Here is a 17,259-nt window from a genome sequence, read left to right on the forward strand (position 1 = left end):
GTTCAAGATGGGACCAGCGCGTCGAGCTGGTCGCGGGTCGGCAAGCCCTCCATGTCGCCGGCCACCTGGATGGCGAAGGCGCCGACCCGGTTGCCGCGCCCTACCGCCTGCGCCAGCGGCAAACCCTCCAGCAAGGCGCTGACCAGGCCGGCCGCGAAGCCGTCGCCGGCGCCCACCGTGTCGACCACGTTGGCCACGCGCTCGCCCGGCACCATGCCGCTGTCGCCATCGGCCGTGCGGTAATAGGCACCCTCGGCGCCCAGCTTGATGACCACCAGCCGCGCACCCTGCTGCAGGTAAAAGCCGGCGACGTCGTGCGGCAGGTCGTGGCCGGTGAGGATTTTCCCCTCCCCCAGGCCGGGCAGCACCCAGTCCGCCTTGGCGGCGAGGCGGTTGATCTGTTCCACCATCACGGCTTGCGACGGCCACAGCGAGGGCCGCAGATTCGGGTCGAACGATACGCTCCGGCCGTTGGCGCGCATGAAGTCGAGGGCCTGGCCGGCGAACGCCAGGCTGGTCTCGGACAGCGCCGCGGCCACGCCCGTGGCGTGCAGGTGGCGCGCGGACAGGAAATAGGCGGGGTCGAAATGCTCGGGCGCCAGCCGGCTGGCGGCGGAACCCTTGCGGAAGTATTCGACCAGCGGATCGGCGCCGTTCTCGGCCTTCTCCTTGAGCAGGAAGGCGCTGGACTGGCCGGCGACGGTGACGACCCGGCTGCAATCGACGCCCTCGGCCTGCACGCTGGCGCGGATGAAGCGGCCGAACGAGTCGTCGCCCACCCGGCTCAGCCAGCCGACGCGCAAGCCCAGGCGCGCCAGGCCGATGGCGACATTCGTCTCGGCGCCGGCCAGGCGGCGCGTGAAACGCGCCACGGCCGCCAGGTCGCCCGTTTCCTCGGCAACGAACATCGCCATCGCCTCGCCGTAGGTGACGACATCGAGCGCGTACTCGCCTGACACCATTTCGTGTTTGATCATGCGGCCTCCAGGATTTGAATGTAGCGGCCCGTTTCGGCCACCAGGTCGGCGCCCTCGAGCGGGAATTCGATGGCCCGCTGCACGCCCGGCGCAAAGTGCGCGAAGACGGCGCGCCAGGCCGGATCGGCCTCGGAAACGGCGCAGGCGGACAACCTTCCCCCGTCATCGATGACAGCCTTGCAGTGCACATAGCGCACGTACGGCGCCAGCAGGCGAGCCGCCTGCTGCGCGTCCTCGCCCACCCAGCGCCAGTTGCCGATGTCGAAGGTCAGCCCCACCGGCAGCCCGCCTTCGCGCGCCGCCGCCAGGAAGCGCGCCATCGTCGCCAGCCTGCCGCCATGGGCCGTCTGGTCGTTTTCCACCAGCAGCGCCACGGGCGCGGGCGCCAACAAAGCGTTCAAGGCCTGCAGCTCCGGCGCGGCCGGGTAATGACCGAGCGACACCTTCAGGTAGCGCGCGCCCAGGCGCGCCGCCTCGTCCAGCATCTGCTGCAGCAGCTCGTGCTGCAGCAATCCGTCCGCGCCCCACAATTCGATGGGCGTGGAATACACGCAGTACAGGCCGCGCGCGGCCACCGCCGCGCCCATGCGCGCCAGGTCCGGCAAGTCGGAAGTAAACAGTTCGCGGCGGATCTCGATGCCGGCGCCGCCCGCATCGGCCACCACGTCGATGAAATGGCTTTGCCCCAATTGCCGTACCCTGCTTGCGCCATAGGCCGACGTCGCCACCAGGACGGGGCTCACTTGATCGCTCCCGCGCCGACGAACTGGCGCGCTTCGGGCGTTTGCGGGTTGCTGAAGAAGGCCTCCGAAGGCCCGCTCTCCCACACCGTCCCCTGGTGCATGAAGACGGTGACGTCGGCCATGCGCCGCGCGAACTCCATCTCGTGCGTCACCAGCAGCATCGTCATGCCAGCCTGCGCCAGCTCTTCCATCACCTTCAGCACTTCCTGCGTCAGCTCGGGGTCGAGCGCCGACGTCACTTCGTCGAACAGCATCACTTGCGGCTCCATCGCCAGCGAACGGGCGATCGCCACGCGCTGCTGCTGGCCGCCCGACAACTGCTCGGGATAGGCTTCGCGCTTGTGGTCCAGGCCCACCTGCTTGAGCACGCGCAGCGCCGTGGCACGGCCCTGGGCGTCGGGCACTTTCTTGACGATGCGCGGCGCCAGCATGACGTTTTCTTCCACGGTCAGGTGGGGGAACAGGTTGTAGCTCTGGAAGACCATGCCGACATCCTTGCGCAAGTCGAGCAGATGCTCCTGGCGCGCCTTCAGCGTATGGCCGGCCACGACGATGCTGCCGCTGTCGATGGTTTCCAGGCCGTTGATACAGCGCAGCATGGTGCTCTTGCCGGAGCCGCTGCGGCCGATCACGGCGATCACCTGGCCACGCTCGACGGCGAATGACACGCCCTTGAGCACATGGTTGGCGCCGAAGCTCTTGCTGATATGGTCGATTTCAACGATGGGCATGGAATTTCCTTTCCAGTGAATGGCTGTAGCGCGACAGCGGATAGCACAGCGCGAAGTAGATCAGGGCGACGACGGGGAAGACGATGAAAGGCAGGAAGGTCGCGTTGCTGACCAGTTGCCCTGCCCGCGTCAGTTCCACCACGCCGATGATCGAGGTGATCGAAGTGTTCTTGATGATCTGCACCATGAAGCCCACCGTCGGCGGCAGCGAATGGCGCAACGCCTGCGGCAGGATGACGTAACGCAGCTGCTGGTAGCGGTTCAGCGCCAGCGCGGCCGATGCTTCCCACTGCTGCCGCTGCACGCCTTCGATGCAGCCGCGCCAGATCTCGCCCAGGTAGGCGCTGGCAAAGATCGTCATCGCCGCCCCCGCCGCGATGACCGGCGACAGCTTGTAGCCGAACAGGGCCAGGCCGTAATAGGTGAGAAACAGCACGATCAGCACGGGCGTGCCCTGGATCAGCTGGATGTACAGGGCGCTGATGCAACGCAGGACGGGACTGCGCGCCGTGCGCAGCAGCGCCACGGCGAAGCCGGCGATGCCGCCCGTGATGAAGACGATCAGCGACAGGCCGATGGTCCAGCGCGTGGCCTCGAGCAGGAATTGCAGGTTATCCCAGGAAAAGTCACTGATCATGTCATGCTCCCATGCGCACCGCGCCCAGACGGCGGCGGCGTTTGAAGACGATCTGGCCCAGCACCCAGAAACCGAAGCGGAACAGCAGGGCCAGCAGGATGTACAGCACCATCACGACGATGTAGATCTCGAAGCTGCGGAAGGTTTCCGCGTCGAGCAGGTGGGCAGCGGCGGTCAGCTCCTCGGCGGAAATGGCCGACACGACGCTCGAGGCGAGCATCATCAGCGTGAACTGGCTGGCCAGCGCCGGATACACTTTTTCCAGCGCCGGCAGCAGCACCACGTGGCGCATCACCTGCCAGCGCGTCATGCCCAGCGCCTGCGCCGCTTCCAGCTGCGACGGATGCACGGCGCCGATACCGGCGCGCACGATTTCCGCCGCATAGGCGCCCAGGTTGACCGTCATGGCGACCAGCGCGGCGCCGTTCGCGTCGAGCTGCAGGCCCAGCGACGGCAAGCCGAAGTAAATGATGAACAGCTGCACCAGGAACGGCGTGCTGCGGATGATCTCGACATAGGCGCGCACGGCCGCGCGGGCATAGGCGGGACCATTCTTCAGGATGACGGCGGCGCAGACGCCCACCGCCAGCCCCAGCACCATGGACAGGGCGCTCAGGCGTATCGTCAGCGCCGCACCCCACAACAGGCGGTCCAGCGATTGCATGACGAGTTCGAAATGAAATTCATAAGGCATACTCAACTCCTTTTCTACGTGCGCATCCCCGGCGACGCCACTGTGGCGGCGCGCCGTGCGGACAAACACTCTCCCTGTGCGGGTGGCGGTATCAGAAGGTCGGCAGCGCTGGCAGCGGCGCGCCGCTCCACTTGCGCGCGATGGCGTCGAGTTCGCCGTTCAGCTTGACGTAGTAGATGAAGTTGTTGAGCCACTGGTGCAGCTCGAAGTCGCCGCGGCGCACCGCCATCGAGTTGGGCTGCAGCGAGTAGGCGAAGCGGACTTCGATCTTGCCCGCGCCGCGCGTCTTGATGATGTCGAGCGCCATCGTGCTGGGGATCGAGACGGCGTCGACCTGCTTGCTGAGCAAGGCCTGGGTGACGGTGGCGTCATCCTCGAAACGCACGATGCTGGTGCCGGCCGGCGCCATGCGGCTCAGCGCCGTGTCATTCGTGGTGCCGCGCGTCACGCCCACCTTCTTGCCTTTCAGATCAGCCAGGGCCTTGAGTTTGCCGCCGACCGGCGCGACGATCGCCAACTCAAATGCGCTGTAGGGCATGGTAAACATCAGTGTCTTGGCCCGCTCCGGCGTGGGCGCCAGGGTCGCCACGAGAAAATCGACCTTGCCCGATTCCAGCGACGGCACGCGCGACGGCGCCGTGAGGGGCACCACTTCCACGGGCAGGTTCAGGTATTTGCCGATCAGGTTGGCGACGTCAACGTCATAGCCGACGGGCACGCCCTTGGCGTCGATGCTGCCAAACGGCGGCGTGCCGCTGACCACGCCGATGGTCAGCTTGCCTTTCTTGATCAGGTCGCCAAGCGTCTGGGCGCCGGCGTCGGCGGCCGCGCCCAGGGCGCACGTGGCTGCCAGTGCGCAAGCCAGTATTTTCGAATAGAACAGTGTGGTCATCTTCATGTTTCCGTCTCCTGTGATCCCGGTACCGGCCTCGTCGAGGCGCTTCCGGGAATATTGTCAAATGGACGATTCAGATCGTCTCTTGCCGTGTTGTACCAACCTCCTGCCATTGCCCTGCCTTGCCGATTCATGCCCCTTTCCAGTGAAAACACCTTTTATGAAACCGGTTCCATTACTTACCCAAAAAAAAGGGCAAACGCCCTCTTCCCGTCAATCGCCGTCCTTGCGCACTTCGCTACCCTGGGTAGAATTGCGCACAATCAGCTTGCCTGGCAACAGCACCTCGCGCGGCGGGCACTGATCGCCCTGCAGGCGCGACAGCATGCACGTCATCGCCGAAAAGCCGATTTCATAGGTCTGCTGCTCGATCGTGCTCAGGCCAGCCAGCGGCGACCATGGCAATTCGTCAAAGCCCAGCAAGCCCACGTCTTGCGGCATGCGCAATGCAAGGCGTTGCAGCATCAGCGCCAGTTCCAGCGCCACCATGCCGTTCGAAGCCAGCAGCGCCACGCGGCGGCCGCGCCACCGCGCCAGGCATAGACGCACCTGCGCGTCGATGGAAGGCCGGTCGTCCAGGTCCACCGCCAGCACTTCGCCCACGCAGCCCGAATGCTCGGCCATCACGGACTGGAAACCGTCGGCGCGCATCAGGCGTGAACTGACACCGGTCAAGGGCGGCGCGACAAAGGCGATGGCGTCGAAACCCTGCCCGATCAGATGCGCCGTGGCCAGCCGGCCAGCCTGCACATTGTCCAGGCCCACCAGGTCGAAATCGACGCCTTCGATGCGGCGATCGACCAGCACGATGGGCATGCCCGCCTGCTGCAAGTCGGACGACTCGATATTGCGCCCCTGCGTGTTGACGATCAGCCCTTCCACGCTGTACGAGCGCAGCGCGGCAAGCGACTGGCGCTCGCGCAGTTCGTCATTGCCGGTATTACACAGAATCAAGGTATAGCCATGCTGCTGGCAAGCCGCCTCCACGCCTTGCAGCACGGCCACCGTGTAGGGATTGAGCATGTCCGCCACGACCATGCCGATCAGGCGCGTGCGTCCGCGCTTGAGGCCGCGCGCCATCTGGTTCGGCTGGTAGCCGAGGCGCGCGATGGTGCTGGTGATCTGCTGGCGGATGTTTTCGGACAGGGCATCGAGTTCGCCGCCGAGAAAGCGCGACACGCTCGTCTTCGACACGCCCGCCTCGCGCGCCACCTGGGCGATGGTCACGGGCCGGGCCGGCTCGCCGGAGACTGTTTTTTTGCTGCCGCGTACTGAATCCAAGGTTGCTCTCCACTGCCTGTTGATATGCATATTTTTATTTTGGAACCGGTTCCAAAGATAGCACCCACGAATCGATGACGCAAGCGATTTGATTGCCTGTGGCGGCGAAGGAACACGATGGGGGCATGGCCGGGAACGCGGATGAAAGGCGCCGCCCTGCCCTTGAACACGCAGGGGGCGGACGGCGCTGCTTGAAAAACGACTTACTGGACCACGGTATAGCAAGGCACGTATGCCGTGCCCGCCAGTTTCATGCGGTGCTGCGCCACGAAGGAAGCGAGCAGCGCGTCCATCGGGCCGGCGATGGATTTGTCGCCGTGGATCTCGAAGTTGCCGTACTCTTCGATCGAGCGGATGCCGTCATCCTTGACGTTGCCCGCCACCACGCCCGAGAACGCGCGTCGCAGCTGGGCCGCCAGCAAGTGCGTGGGCTGGTTCTTGTGCAGGCTCAGGTTGCGCATGTTTTCATGCGTGGGCTGGAACGGCTTCTGGAATTCGTGGTCGATCTTCAGCAGCCAATTGAAGTAATACGCGTCGCTGTGCGCCTTGCGGAATTCGCGCACCTGGCGTATGCCTTCGAGCATTTCGCGCGCCACCAGTTCCGGGTCGTCGATGATGATCTTGTAGCGCTGCTGCGCTTCCGGGCCCAGGGTGTCGCTGATGAACTGGTTGATCTGCACGAAGTACTCGCGCGAGGTTTCCGGGCCCGTGAAGATCAGCGGGAAAGGAATCTCGGCATTGTCCGGGTGCAGCAGGATGCCGAGGATATACAAAATCTCTTCGGCCGTGCCGGCGCCGCCGGGGAATACGACGATGCCGTGGCCCGCGCGCACGAACGCTTCCAGGCGCTTCTCGATGTCCGGCATGATGACGAGGTCATTGACGATGGGGTTCGGCGATTCGGCCGCGATGATGCCCGGCTCGGTGATGCCAAGGTAACGGCCATTGTGCAGGCGCTGCTTGGCGTGGCCGATGGTGGCGCCCTTCATGGGGCCCTTCATGGCGCCGGGGCCGCAACCGGTGCAGATATCGAGGCCGCGCAAGCCCAGCTGGTAGCCCACTTCCTTCGAATAATTGTATTCGGCACGGTTGATCGAGTGGCCGCCCCAGCACACGACCAGGTTCGGGTTGAGCTGGGTTTGCAGCACATTGGCGTTGCGCAGGATGTGGAAGACGGCGTCCGTCACGCCTTCCGTGCTCTGCAAGTCGAATTTCGGGTTGCCCGTCACTTCATCGCTGACAAAGATGATGTCGCGCAGCACGGCAAACAGGTGCTCGTGGATGCCCTTGATCATCTTGCCGTCGACAAAGGCGATGGCCGGCGCGCCCTTGATGTCGAGCTTGATGCCGCGCTCGCGCTGGATGATGGAGATTTCAAACGATTGGTAGCGCTCCAGCAGGGCGCGGCCATCGTCGATGGTGCTGCCGCAATTGAGCACTGCCAGCGCGCAGCGGCGGAAAGTGTTGTACAGGCCGCCCTGGCTGGTGTCGAGCAGTTTGTTGACTTCAGTCTTGGAGAGCACGTCCAGGCGGCCTTCCGGTGAAACCAGAGTATCGATAACGTCGTGTTCCATAATGCGAAAAATCCCTTTAAAAATCGATGCTCGAAGGTCTTGCAGCCTTAATATACGACAAGTCAGGCAAGTTGTGCTGTGCCGCCGCAAAATCGCCGGAGCCGCCCTTGCCTGCAAACCGGTTTGACCAATATGAAACAGTCATTCTTGCTAATGCGAATCGAAATCTTCGCTCAGCGCAATTTGTAGATTAGAATGCCAGCCTATTGGAATTCCCGTGCGTGAGGTTCTTCATGAGAGTCCCCGCCGCCCGCAGGCTTCCATAAGTTCGTTGTATCGATTGACTATAATAATTTTTCAGGAGGAACCGCATGAGCGGTGCGACTACGCCCAACAAGGAAGCCGTTATTCCCGAGTTCAAGCAGATTATGGGCCATCCAAGCCCATTGTGGATGTTGTTCATGACTGAATTCTGGGAACGCTTCGCGTTCTACGGAGTTCGCTGGGCGCTGGTACTGTACATCGTTGCCCAGTTCCACGGCGGCGACGGTTCGGGACAGGCTGCGGCCAACCTTACCTATGGTTCCTTCCTCGCGCTGGTGTACGCCGGCGCCCTGTTCGGCGGCTACATCGCCGACCGGGTCATCGGTTACCAGCGCTCCATCCTGCTGGGCGCCGTCTTCATGGCTGCCGGCCTGTTCTGCATCTCGGTACCGAACCAGGACATCTTCAACCTGGGCCTGGCCACCATGATCGTCGGTAACGGCATGTTCAAGCCGAACATCTCGACCATGGTCGGCAAGCTGTACACGACAGCCGATCCGCGCCGCGACAGTGGCTTCACGATCTTCTACATGGGTATCAACATGGGCGCCATGGTTGCCCCTGTCTTCACCCAGTGGCTGGCCGAGTCGATCTTCGGCACCAGCGCCATGCCTTCGTACAAGATGGTCTTCATGGCGTCCGGTTTCGGCATGCTGATCAGCCTGGTATGGTTCGCCATCGGTCGCCGCGCCCTGAAGGGCATCGGCGCTCCGGAAGCCGGCGCAGGCAACCCGATGCGCGTCATCTGGGTGGCCGTCGGCTCCCTGTGCGTGATCCCGCTCGTGTACTTCCTGCTGACCGTCGGCGCTGAAAAGCTGCAAATCGTCCTGACCGCGCTGTTCATCGGCCTGGCCGTGATGCTGATGATCGAAGGCATACGCAACGGTAAAGTGGCGCGTGACCGCGTTATCGCCATGCTGCTGATCTTTGTCTTCAACATCCTGTTCTGGATGTTCTTCGAACAGGCAGGCAGCTCGTTTACCTTCCTGGCTGACAAGATCGTCAACCGCGACCTGGGCTTCTGGATCTTCCCGACCGCCTACTTCCAGACCGTCAACTCGGTCGCCATCATCGTCTTCGCGCCGATCATCGCCGCCGTCTGGGTCTTCCTGGCGCGCCACAACGTCAATCCTTCGATCCCGCGCAAATTCGGCCTGGGCTTGCTGGGCAATGCCCTGGCCTTCGGCCTGCTGATCTTCGCTCTGTCGAGCCTGGTTGGCGCCGATAACAAGATCCCGTTCTGGACCCTGGCCACCGTGTACGTGCTGCAATCGATTGGCGAGCTGTGCCTGTCGCCTATCGGCCTGTCGATGGTCACCAAGCTGGCGCCAGTGCGCCTGGTCGGCCTGGGCATGGGCGGCTGGTTCCTGTCGACCGGTATCGGCAACAACCTGTCGGGCATCTTCGCCAGCCACGTCAGCGGCGAAAGCGGCATGTCGGTGCAATCGGCCCTGTCCGGCTACACCTTCGGCTTCTGGTCCCTGCTGGGCGCCGGCGTCGTGCTGTTCCTGATCGCACCGTTGATCAACAAACTGATGCACGGCGTGAAGTAAGTTTTCTGCCATAGCTGACAACGGCGGCCTGCGGGCCGCCGTTTTTCATTCCGGCGCCGTTTTTCCCATTGCCTGGCGGTACAATACCGCCAGGGCCAGCGGCCATCCACCCACATTACTGAAAAATCCCATGTCCAGCATCTCCACCACCTCGCCCCTCTCCGACGACGAATACGCCGAACTCGACACCCTGCTGGCCGCGCCCGCCCTGGCCAGCCGTGCCATGGACGTGTCGATGCTGGAAGGTTTTCTCACGGCCGTCGCCCTGAACCCGAAACAGATCGCGCCGGAACAATGGCTGCCCTGGGTCTGGGACAAGGCTGCCGGCAGCACCTTGCCGGCACAGGACGAAGCCAGCGAACGGGCGGCCAGCCTGGCGCAGCGCCACCATGCCTACATGGTCGAATGGCTGGCGAAAGACCCGGACAGTTTCGAGCCGATCTACGTATGCGGCCCCGAATGGAGCGTGCCCGCCTGGTGCGCCGGTTTTGTCCTTGGCACCAGCCTGGACAAGCCCCAGTGGGCGGCCCTGGCCGTCAGCCACCCGCAATACCTGGCGCCGTTCCAGCACCTGGCCACGGCCGGCGAACTCGATGACGATGCGGCCGAAACGGCCATGGATGGCGTGATTCCTTCCGTGATCGCCATCAACGCGGCCTGGGCGCGCCAGCGCCACCTGAAAAGCCAGGCACACAGCCAGCCCGGCGCCACCGTCCTGCGCGAAGTGCCGAAGACGGGCCGCAATGACCCGTGCCACTGCGGCAGCGGCAAAAAGTACAAGAAATGCTGCGCCGACGCCGATAGCGCGGCCAGCCAAGGCTAAGGCGACGCCAGCTTGCGCCAGCTGCTGACGGCCATCCTGCGCTTCCTGCTGCGCCACGCGCTGCAGTTCGCCCTGTTCATCGTCATCCTGCTGGCCGGACGCCTGCTGCTGGCCGAATGGCGCGCCTACAGCGCCAGCAGCGAGACCATCGCCGCGCTCAGGCTGGCCACCGACGGCGCCGACAAGCATGGCGCTGGCCTGGCCGCTGCGGCCACGACGCGCGTCAACGCCCTGCAAAAGACCTCACAAACGGCCATCACGGCCCGCCTGGCGCAAGTCCAGGCGCAGTTGGCGGCCCTGCGCGCGCGGCAGCAGCCATCGCTGTTTACCCTGCCCCTGCCCGATACGGACACCCTGGCCCTGCACGCGCAGGAGGAAGCCGCGCGCCGCGTGGAGATCGAAGTGCTGGTGCAGGAAGCCCGTTATCTGACCGCCCTGCAAGCGGCCCTGAGCGGCGAGGATGCGCGGCACACGCTGGCGCGCCTGCACGCGGAACACGTGAGCGCGTATGCGGCGCTGCAGCACAACCTGCGCCAGCGCCGGGAACTGGAAGCGCGGCACCCGCTGGCGGCCCGCCTGCCCGGCAGCGACGCTTACGCGCAGCTGTCGCTGCTTGAAGCACAAGGCCAGCGCCTGCGCGAGATCAATCTGCAAGCCTACCAGGCCTGGGCAGCGCAGCGCGCGCGCACCGGCAACGCCGCTAGCGCCGCCCGCCCCGCCCCATTTGCCATCGACGAGCCAGCGCTGGCCGGCGCGCTGGCGCCCGTGCAAAAGGCCATCGCGGCGGGCGAAGGACAACTGGCGCGCAACTGGATCGCCCGCTGGCGCGCCCCCGTCATGGACGTGGCGCCCACGGCCGCCCTGCTGGTGCTGTCGGCCATCCTGCTACCCGTCGCCATCAAGGCTTTCTTTTACTTCGTGCTGGCGCCCGTCGCTTCCCGTTTGCCGCCGCTGTCGATCGCGCGCGAACTGCAGCTGAATGGCAGCTCCCTGCCCCTGCCGCCGCATGGCGAATCGCGCATCTCCGCCGTGTCGCAGGCATTACAGCTAAAACCTGGGCAGCAGATGCTGATCCATCCCGAATACCTGCAATCGTCGCCCGTCAGCAGCACCAAGCGCACGCAGTGGCTGCTGGACTGGCGCTTCCCGTTCACCAGCCTGGCCGCCGGCATGGTGGCGCTGACGCGGCTGGAAAGCGAAACGACGGCATCCGTGACGATTTCCGCCAGCGACGACCCGCTGCTGGAAGTGGCCGTCGTCCACCTGCCGGCCGGCAGCGCCCTCGTGTTCCAGCCACGGGGACTGGTCGGTTTGATCACCGATGCGGGCCAGCCTTTGGCGATCAGCAGCCACTGGCGCCTGGGCAGCCTGCACGCCTGGCTCACCCTGCAGCTGCGCTTCATCGTCTTTCGCGGCCCCGTCACCCTGATCGTGCGCGGATGCCGCGGCGTGCGCCTGGAACGGGCCGGCCAGGGCCGCTCCATCAGCCAGTCCGCCACCCTGGGCTTTACCACCGATGTGCTGTATTCGACCCTGCGCAGCGAAACCTTCATCCCCTACCTGCGCGGCCAGCAGGCGCTGCTCAACGACCGCTTCGACGGCGACAACGGCGTCTACCTGTACGAAGAAACCCCGCGCCACGGCAAGCAGCCAGGCAAGGTGGGCAGCTGGTTCGAGGGTTTTACGGACGCCATATTGAAAGTGTTCGGCATCTAGCCAAGGAAACCATATGAACGACTTCCTGTTTGCCGATTTTCTCGAGGACCAGGCCGCGTATGCGGCGGCAGAGGCCTGGTGGCAGGCGCGCCTGGCTTTCCTCGATGGGCAGTGCACGGCGTATCTGCGCACCGCGTTTGCCAATGGCCAGCCGTTCAATGACGGCAATCCCATCGTCAACCTGGCGGACAGGAACGCCGGCAAGGCGGCGCGCATCGTGCAGCAATGCCCGCATGAATGCGGCCACGGCTACACGAGCTTCGAGCAAGCCATCGAGCTGGCCGGCAGCGATGGGCACCTTCCGGCGCAGGAAAAGATCATCGTGCTGGCCTTGACGCGGGAGACGGCGCAGAGGGCCGAGGATGAATTGCGCGCCTGGTTTGCGCCAGCGTAGGGCTGCCGGCTACGCCGCAATCGAATGCGACACCGTCAGCCACTCGCCCGGCTGCAGATTCGCCGCCGCCTCGCGCGTGGCCAGCACGCTGTCCGGGTCCAGGTCGGAGCGTTTCAGCTTGTAGGAATAGGCGAAATCGTCGGCATCGAATGCCTGTCCCGCCTTGACGTAGTACTTGAAGCCGACAAAGGAGTCGGGATTGGTGACGACCGAGTACTCAAGCGTGACATTGTTCATGGCGGGCCTCGTCAACGGTGGTGAGGCATCCATTATGCGTCAATTCCGGCGGCAGCGATGCGACGACAAAACCTTGCGGCAAGTCAATCGGCATAGCAGCTGCCAGCGCTACAGTAGCCGGAGCCAACCACCACGCCATCGCTGCCATGCGCACCTTGCTCACGAAGATCAGGAATACACTGGCACCGCAGGCGAGCCTGCCGGCAGCGGCGCGCATGGAGCGCCTGTCGGACCGGCGCGGCTTGCCTGCCTTCGACCCCAGCCCGCAAGCCGTCGTCAAGGCCTGCACGGCCTGGCTATGCGCGGCGCAGGACAATTCCAGATCAAACGACGGCGGCGTCGCGCGCGACTACAGCCTGCTGACAGGCTGGTCGACCTCCTACCCGGAGACCACCGGCTACATCATCCCCACCCTCATCGCCCTGGCGCAGCGCACAGGCGACGAGGGTGGGGGTGATGCGCTGCACGGACGCGCGCGGCGCATGCTCGACTGGTGCGTGGCCATCCAGTTCCCGGAAGGCGGTTACCAGGGCGGGAAGATCGATTCCACGCCGCGCGTGCCCGTCACCTTCAACACGGGCCAGATCCTGCTTGGCCTGGCCGCCGGCATGCAAGCGTACGGCGCGGCATACCAGGACGCCATGCACCGCGCGGCAAGGTGGCTGCGCGACAGCCTGGATGCCGATGGCTGCTGGCGCCGGCATCCGACCCCGTTCGCCAGCGCCGGCGACAAGGCCTATGAAACGCACGTGGCGTGGGGCCTGTTCGAAGCGGACCGCGTCGCGCCGGGCCACGGCTATGGCGCGGCCGGCCTGCGCCAAGTCGACTGGGCGCTGACCAAACAGCGTCCCAACGGCTGGTTCGCCTCGAATTGCCTGGACAACCCGCTGCTGCCCCTGACCCATACCATCGGCTACGCCTTGCGCGGCCTGCTCGAAGCGCACCGCTTTTCGGCGCGCGCCGACCTGCTGGACGCCGCCGCGCGCACCGGAACAAGCATCGCCAGGGCCGTGGCGGCCGACGGCCACCTGGCCGGCCGCCTCGGTCCCGACTTCCAGCCAGGGGCCGGCTACGCCTGCCTCACGGGTTCCGCGCAAAACGCGCATTGTCTGTTCCTGCTGTACCAGATCACGGGCGAGCGGCGCTACCGCGATGCGGCGCGCCGCCTGAATAGTTTCGTCCGGCGCTCGGTCAGCATCGACGGTCCCGCGCACGCGCGCGGCGGCGTCAAGGGCTCGTTTCCCGTCGATGGCGACTACGGCACCTGGGCTTACCTGAACTGGGCCGCCAAATTCTGCATCGATGCCAACCTGCTGGAAATGGACATCGGCGATGCTTGAACATGCAAGAAACGCCATCCACGCCGCGCTGGAAGCATGGCGCCGCGCCGCCAGCGCACGGCACGTGCGCCACAGCGCGCCCCATGTGACGCGCGCCGGGTTGGCCGCCGGTCTGGCACGGCTCGGCATCGCGCACGGAGATACGCTGTTCGTGCATTCATCGCTGAAAAGCCTCGGCTACGTGGAAGGCGGCGCGCTGGCCGTGATAGGCGCCCTGCAGGACGCCGTCGGCCCGCAAGGCACCCTGCTGCTGCCCACCTACTATCTGCCGGGCGGCACGCTGCGCGCCGCCTGCGCCATGCCAGGCTATGTGTTCGACCCGCGCCGCCATGGCACGCACATGGGGCGCTTGCCGGAAGCCTTCCTGGCCAGCGATGCGATCCATCGCAGCATCCACCCGACCCACTCCGTGTCCGCGTGGGGCCGCCATGCCGCCGAGCTCACCGAGGCGCATCACCGCGCGCCCTCGATCTTCGGCATCGACTCGCCCTGGCAGCGCTTCATCGGCTGCGACCACGCAAAAGTCCTGGGCCTCGGCATTTCCATGGGACCGGTGACGTTCTATCACGCGCTGGAAGACGCCATGGGCGACGCCTTTCCCGTGCCCGTATGGGAAGACGATACAAAGCTGCTGGCTTGCCTGGACCACGCGGGCCGTCGCTGGGAAGTGCCCGTGCGCCCTTTCGATCCGGCAGTCGCGCAGCGCCGCATCGACCAGCCCGGCCGCGGCGACCTGCGCGATTACTTTCACTGGGAATTCGATGCCGCCGGGCTGCGCGTCAACGGGCAAGTGGGCGATGCGGCGGCGTGGTGCATTCCGGCGCAGGCGTTCTATGCGCACCTGCACCGGCTGGCCATTGAGCACGTGACGATCTACGCGAGCGCGGCGCAACTGGCGGCGCGGCCCATCGGGCGCGCATAAAAAAACCGCCCGGATCGTCATGACGCCGGGCGGTTTTCCTTGGGTTGGCTACAACATCAAGCCTGCGAACTGCCCGCTTTCTTCTCGCGCGCCACGACATACAGCAGCACGATGATGGCCGCATACGGCAGCAGGGACAGCGCGTCCGAGTGCAGACCCGCGTAGAACGGGTTGCCGTGCTCGGCCCAGTCGGCCATCATCTGGTCGAAGTGCGTCAGCACGCCGGCCGTGATCGCGATGATGATGCCAGCCAGCGCACCGCCGGCGATGTAGCCGGAAGCGAGCAGCACGCCCGAACTGCGGTCGCCCGCCAGCTGGCGCTCTTCCTCGTTCAGTTTCGCGTTGTGTTCCAGCTTGTTGTTGCGGCGGTCCGCCAGCCAGCGCACCAGGCCGCCGACGAAGATCGGCAAGGTGGACGACAGCGGCAGGTATACGCCGACCGAGAACGCCAGCGACGGAATGCCGGCCATTTCCAGCACCACGGCGATCATCACGCCGAACAGCACCAGGGTCCACGGCAGTTGCTGGTCGAGGATGCCCTTGATGATGTAGGACATCAGCACGGCCTTAGGCGCATCGTATTTCTTCACTTCCGAACCGTCAGGACGCTTGCTGTAATGGCCATTGATGCCCGGATCGACCAGGTAAGCCAGCTGGCCGTCTTCCTTGACGAAATACTTGCCGGCCGGGCCACCCACGGTGTCCGTCTTTTGCCAGACTTTATACGTGTTGTGGTCCGTCTCGGCTTGCGGGCCATGCAGTTCGCCCGTCACCGTCAGCTTCGACGCATCGACCGTCAGGCCCGGCGCCACTTGCGCGGCCGGCACGTAGACGGTGCTCGCTTCGTTCAGTTTCAGCAAAATCGGTCCGAGGATCAGGGCCGACGACAGCGCGCCCGCCAGAATCGCGTACTGCTGCAGGCGCGGCGTGGCGCCCACCAGGTAGCCCGTTTTCAAGTCCTGCGACGTGGTGCCCGCATTGCTGGCGGCGATGCAGACGATGGCGCCCACCGACAGGGCCGTCACATAGTAACGCCCGCCCGTCCAGCCCATGATCAGGAAGATCAGGCAGGTAAACAGCAAGGTAGCCACGGCCATGCCGGAGATCGGGTTCGACGACGAGCCGATTTCGCCCGTCAGGCGCGACGACACGGTGGCGAACAGGAAGCCGAAGACGAGGATCAGCAGCGCGCCAAGAAAATTCATGTGCAGCGGCGTGGCGAAGGTGATCACGGCGATGATGGACAGGCAGCCGATGATGACCCATTTCAGGGGGATATCCTGGTCCGTGCGCAAGGTGGAATTGGTCTTGACGCCCTTGCCGATGCCCTTCAGGCCGGCCGACAGGCTGCGCCAGATCATGGGCATGGCGCGCACCAGCGAAATCAGGCCGCCGGCGGCCACGGCGCCCGCGCCGATGTACAGCACGTAGGCGCTGCGCACGTCGTCGGCGCCCATTTCGCTGATCAACTTGGTACCCGGCGAGAGCACGGTGGTCAGGCTGTCGCCGAAGAACTTGATCATCGGGATCAGGAGCAGGTACGACAGCACACCGCCGGCCGCCATGGTGGCGGCGATGCGCGGGCCGATGATGTAACCCACGCCCAGGAGCTCGGGCGAGATTTCGGCGCCGATGGAGCCGCCCTTCAGCGGCGCGGCAAATTCCACGCCCGGCGTATCCTTCCAGCCCTTGAACGAGATATTGAAGACTTTATACAGCAAGCCGACGGCAAAACCGCCGAAGATGATCTTGGCGCGGCGCTTGGCGTCCAGCGCGGCAGCCGAATCCTTCTCGATGCTTTCGCCGGCGGCGATGCGCGATTCTTCCGTGGCGGCCGCCTTCAGCACTTCGGCGCATGCCGTGCCTTCGGGGAATTTGAGTTCCTTGTGCTGGTCGACGATCATGGTGCGGCGCATGGGGATCATCATCAGGATGCCCAGCAGGCCGCCGAGGACGCCGACCAGCATGACTCTAGAGATTTCAAGGTCGAAGCCGAGGATCAGGATGGCGGGCATGGTCACGCCCAGGCCGAAGGCCAGCGATTCGCCGGCCGAACCGGCCGTTTGCGTGATGCTGTTTTCCAGGATCGACGAATCCTTGCCGCCCACCTTCTTGGCCAGGCCGAACAGGGTGATGGCGATCACGGCGACGGGAATCGAGGCGCTGACGGTCAGGCCCACTTTCAGCACCAGGTACAGCGAGGAGGCGCCAAAGACCATCCCCAGGATGACGCCCATGAACAGCGCTCGGAAGGTCATCTCGGGCAGCTTCGCATCGGCCGGGATGTAGGGCTTCACGACGCTCGGTGTTGCATCTTTTGCCATGGATATTTCCTTAATTTTTAAAAATAAACAGCCCGGATCGACGTCCGGGCTATTTTCTTGAAGCCGAGACTATCGCACAGCCGCGTTTCGATGAAAAGGTTTTTTGAGCCCGGCCCCGCCGCCATGCCCGCACAGGAAGCGCTGGCGCATTGGT

The 17,259-nt window shown here is 64.8% G+C and carries 16 protein-coding genes; 6 read left to right on the top strand and 10 right to left on the bottom strand.

Going from position 1 to position 17,259, the window contains the following annotated elements; genetic code table 11:
* Positions 1–2 precede the first annotated feature (2 nt).
* The 8 genes from BLT98_RS03910 to ppnN all read right to left on the bottom strand — a co-directional run bounded on the left by BLT98_RS03910 (position 3) and on the right by ppnN (position 7,532).
* On the bottom strand, positions 3–977 hold the full coding sequence (locus BLT98_RS03910) for a sugar kinase (RefSeq protein ID WP_244517373.1): 975 nt from the start codon (positions 975–977) through the stop codon (positions 3–5).
* Positions 974–1,720: a sugar phosphate isomerase/epimerase family protein gene (locus BLT98_RS03915; protein ID WP_092605393.1), complete on the bottom strand. Its 747-nt coding sequence runs from the start codon at positions 1,718–1,720 to the stop codon at positions 974–976. Before BLT98_RS03915 ends, BLT98_RS03910 begins: the two co-directional genes overlap by 4 nt.
* Entirely contained in the window at positions 1,717–2,451 is a 735-nt protein-coding gene (locus BLT98_RS03920) for an amino acid ABC transporter ATP-binding protein (protein ID WP_092605395.1), read from the bottom strand. Before BLT98_RS03920 ends, BLT98_RS03915 begins: the two co-directional genes overlap by 4 nt.
* Positions 2,438–3,088: an amino acid ABC transporter permease gene (locus tag BLT98_RS03925; RefSeq protein WP_092605397.1), complete on the bottom strand. Its 651-nt coding sequence runs from the start codon at positions 3,086–3,088 to the stop codon at positions 2,438–2,440. Before BLT98_RS03925 ends, BLT98_RS03920 begins: the two co-directional genes overlap by 14 nt.
* A gap of 1 nt (position 3,089) precedes the next feature.
* The gene (locus BLT98_RS03930) at positions 3,090–3,782 is read right to left on the bottom strand and encodes an amino acid ABC transporter permease (protein WP_092605399.1); all 693 of its coding nucleotides are present in this window, start codon (positions 3,780–3,782) and stop codon (positions 3,090–3,092) included.
* 91 nt (positions 3,783–3,873) lie between these two features.
* A complete protein-coding gene (locus BLT98_RS03935; protein ID WP_092605401.1) occupies positions 3,874–4,680 on the bottom strand; it encodes a transporter substrate-binding domain-containing protein in 807 nt (268 codons plus the stop codon).
* Positions 4,681–4,890: 210 nt separating this feature from the next.
* The gene (locus BLT98_RS03940) at positions 4,891–5,958 is read right to left on the bottom strand and encodes a LacI family DNA-binding transcriptional regulator (RefSeq protein WP_244517374.1); all 1,068 of its coding nucleotides are present in this window, start codon (positions 5,956–5,958) and stop codon (positions 4,891–4,893) included.
* A gap of 203 nt (positions 5,959–6,161) precedes the next feature.
* Positions 6,162–7,532, bottom strand: a complete 1,371-nt coding sequence (gene ppnN / locus BLT98_RS03945) for a nucleotide 5'-monophosphate nucleosidase PpnN (protein WP_092605405.1) — start codon at positions 7,530–7,532, stop codon at positions 6,162–6,164.
* A 311-nt stretch (positions 7,533–7,843) separates the two neighbouring features.
* Between ppnN and BLT98_RS03950 the strand changes: the two genes are divergently transcribed.
* The 4 genes from BLT98_RS03950 to BLT98_RS03965 all read left to right on the top strand — a co-directional run bounded on the left by BLT98_RS03950 (position 7,844) and on the right by BLT98_RS03965 (position 12,282).
* A complete protein-coding gene (locus tag BLT98_RS03950) occupies positions 7,844–9,349 on the top strand; it encodes a peptide MFS transporter (protein ID WP_034782952.1) in 1,506 nt (501 codons plus the stop codon).
* Between the two features lie 130 nt (positions 9,350–9,479).
* Positions 9,480–10,172, top strand: a complete 693-nt coding sequence (locus tag BLT98_RS03955; RefSeq protein ID WP_092605407.1) for a UPF0149 family protein — start codon at positions 9,480–9,482, stop codon at positions 10,170–10,172.
* Positions 10,173–10,184: 12 nt separating this feature from the next.
* Positions 10,185–11,888, top strand: coding sequence for a hypothetical protein (locus BLT98_RS03960; protein WP_092605409.1), 1,704 nt, complete (start codon positions 10,185–10,187; stop codon positions 11,886–11,888).
* Positions 11,889–11,901: 13 nt separating this feature from the next.
* Complete coding sequence (locus tag BLT98_RS03965) at positions 11,902–12,282, top strand: hypothetical protein (RefSeq protein ID WP_092605411.1); 381 nt, start codon at positions 11,902–11,904, stop codon at positions 12,280–12,282.
* Between the two features lie 9 nt (positions 12,283–12,291).
* Here the strand turns inward: BLT98_RS03965 and BLT98_RS03970 are convergent, their stop codons facing one another.
* Positions 12,292–12,519 (bottom strand): hypothetical protein, encoded by a 228-nt coding sequence (locus BLT98_RS03970; RefSeq protein WP_034755374.1) that lies wholly within the window; start codon positions 12,517–12,519, stop codon positions 12,292–12,294.
* A 146-nt stretch (positions 12,520–12,665) separates the two neighbouring features.
* On the opposite strand from BLT98_RS03970, the gene BLT98_RS03975 reads away from it, so the two are divergent.
* The gene (locus tag BLT98_RS03975; RefSeq protein WP_092605413.1) at positions 12,666–13,859 is read left to right on the top strand and encodes a prenyltransferase/squalene oxidase repeat-containing protein; all 1,194 of its coding nucleotides are present in this window, start codon (positions 12,666–12,668) and stop codon (positions 13,857–13,859) included.
* A complete protein-coding gene (locus tag BLT98_RS03980) occupies positions 13,852–14,781 on the top strand; it encodes an AAC(3) family N-acetyltransferase (RefSeq protein WP_092605415.1) in 930 nt (309 codons plus the stop codon). Before BLT98_RS03975 ends, BLT98_RS03980 begins: the two co-directional genes overlap by 8 nt.
* A 56-nt stretch (positions 14,782–14,837) precedes the next feature.
* Here BLT98_RS03980 and BLT98_RS03985 read toward each other — a convergent pair whose 3' ends face one another.
* Entirely contained in the window at positions 14,838–17,105 is a 2,268-nt protein-coding gene (locus BLT98_RS03985; RefSeq protein WP_092605417.1) for an OPT family oligopeptide transporter, read from the bottom strand.
* Positions 17,106–17,259 lie beyond the last annotated feature (154 nt).

It is taken from the genome of Janthinobacterium sp. YR213 (genome assembly GCF_900099875.1).
Lineage (GTDB): Bacteria > Pseudomonadota > Gammaproteobacteria > Burkholderiales > Burkholderiaceae_D > Janthinobacterium > Janthinobacterium lividum.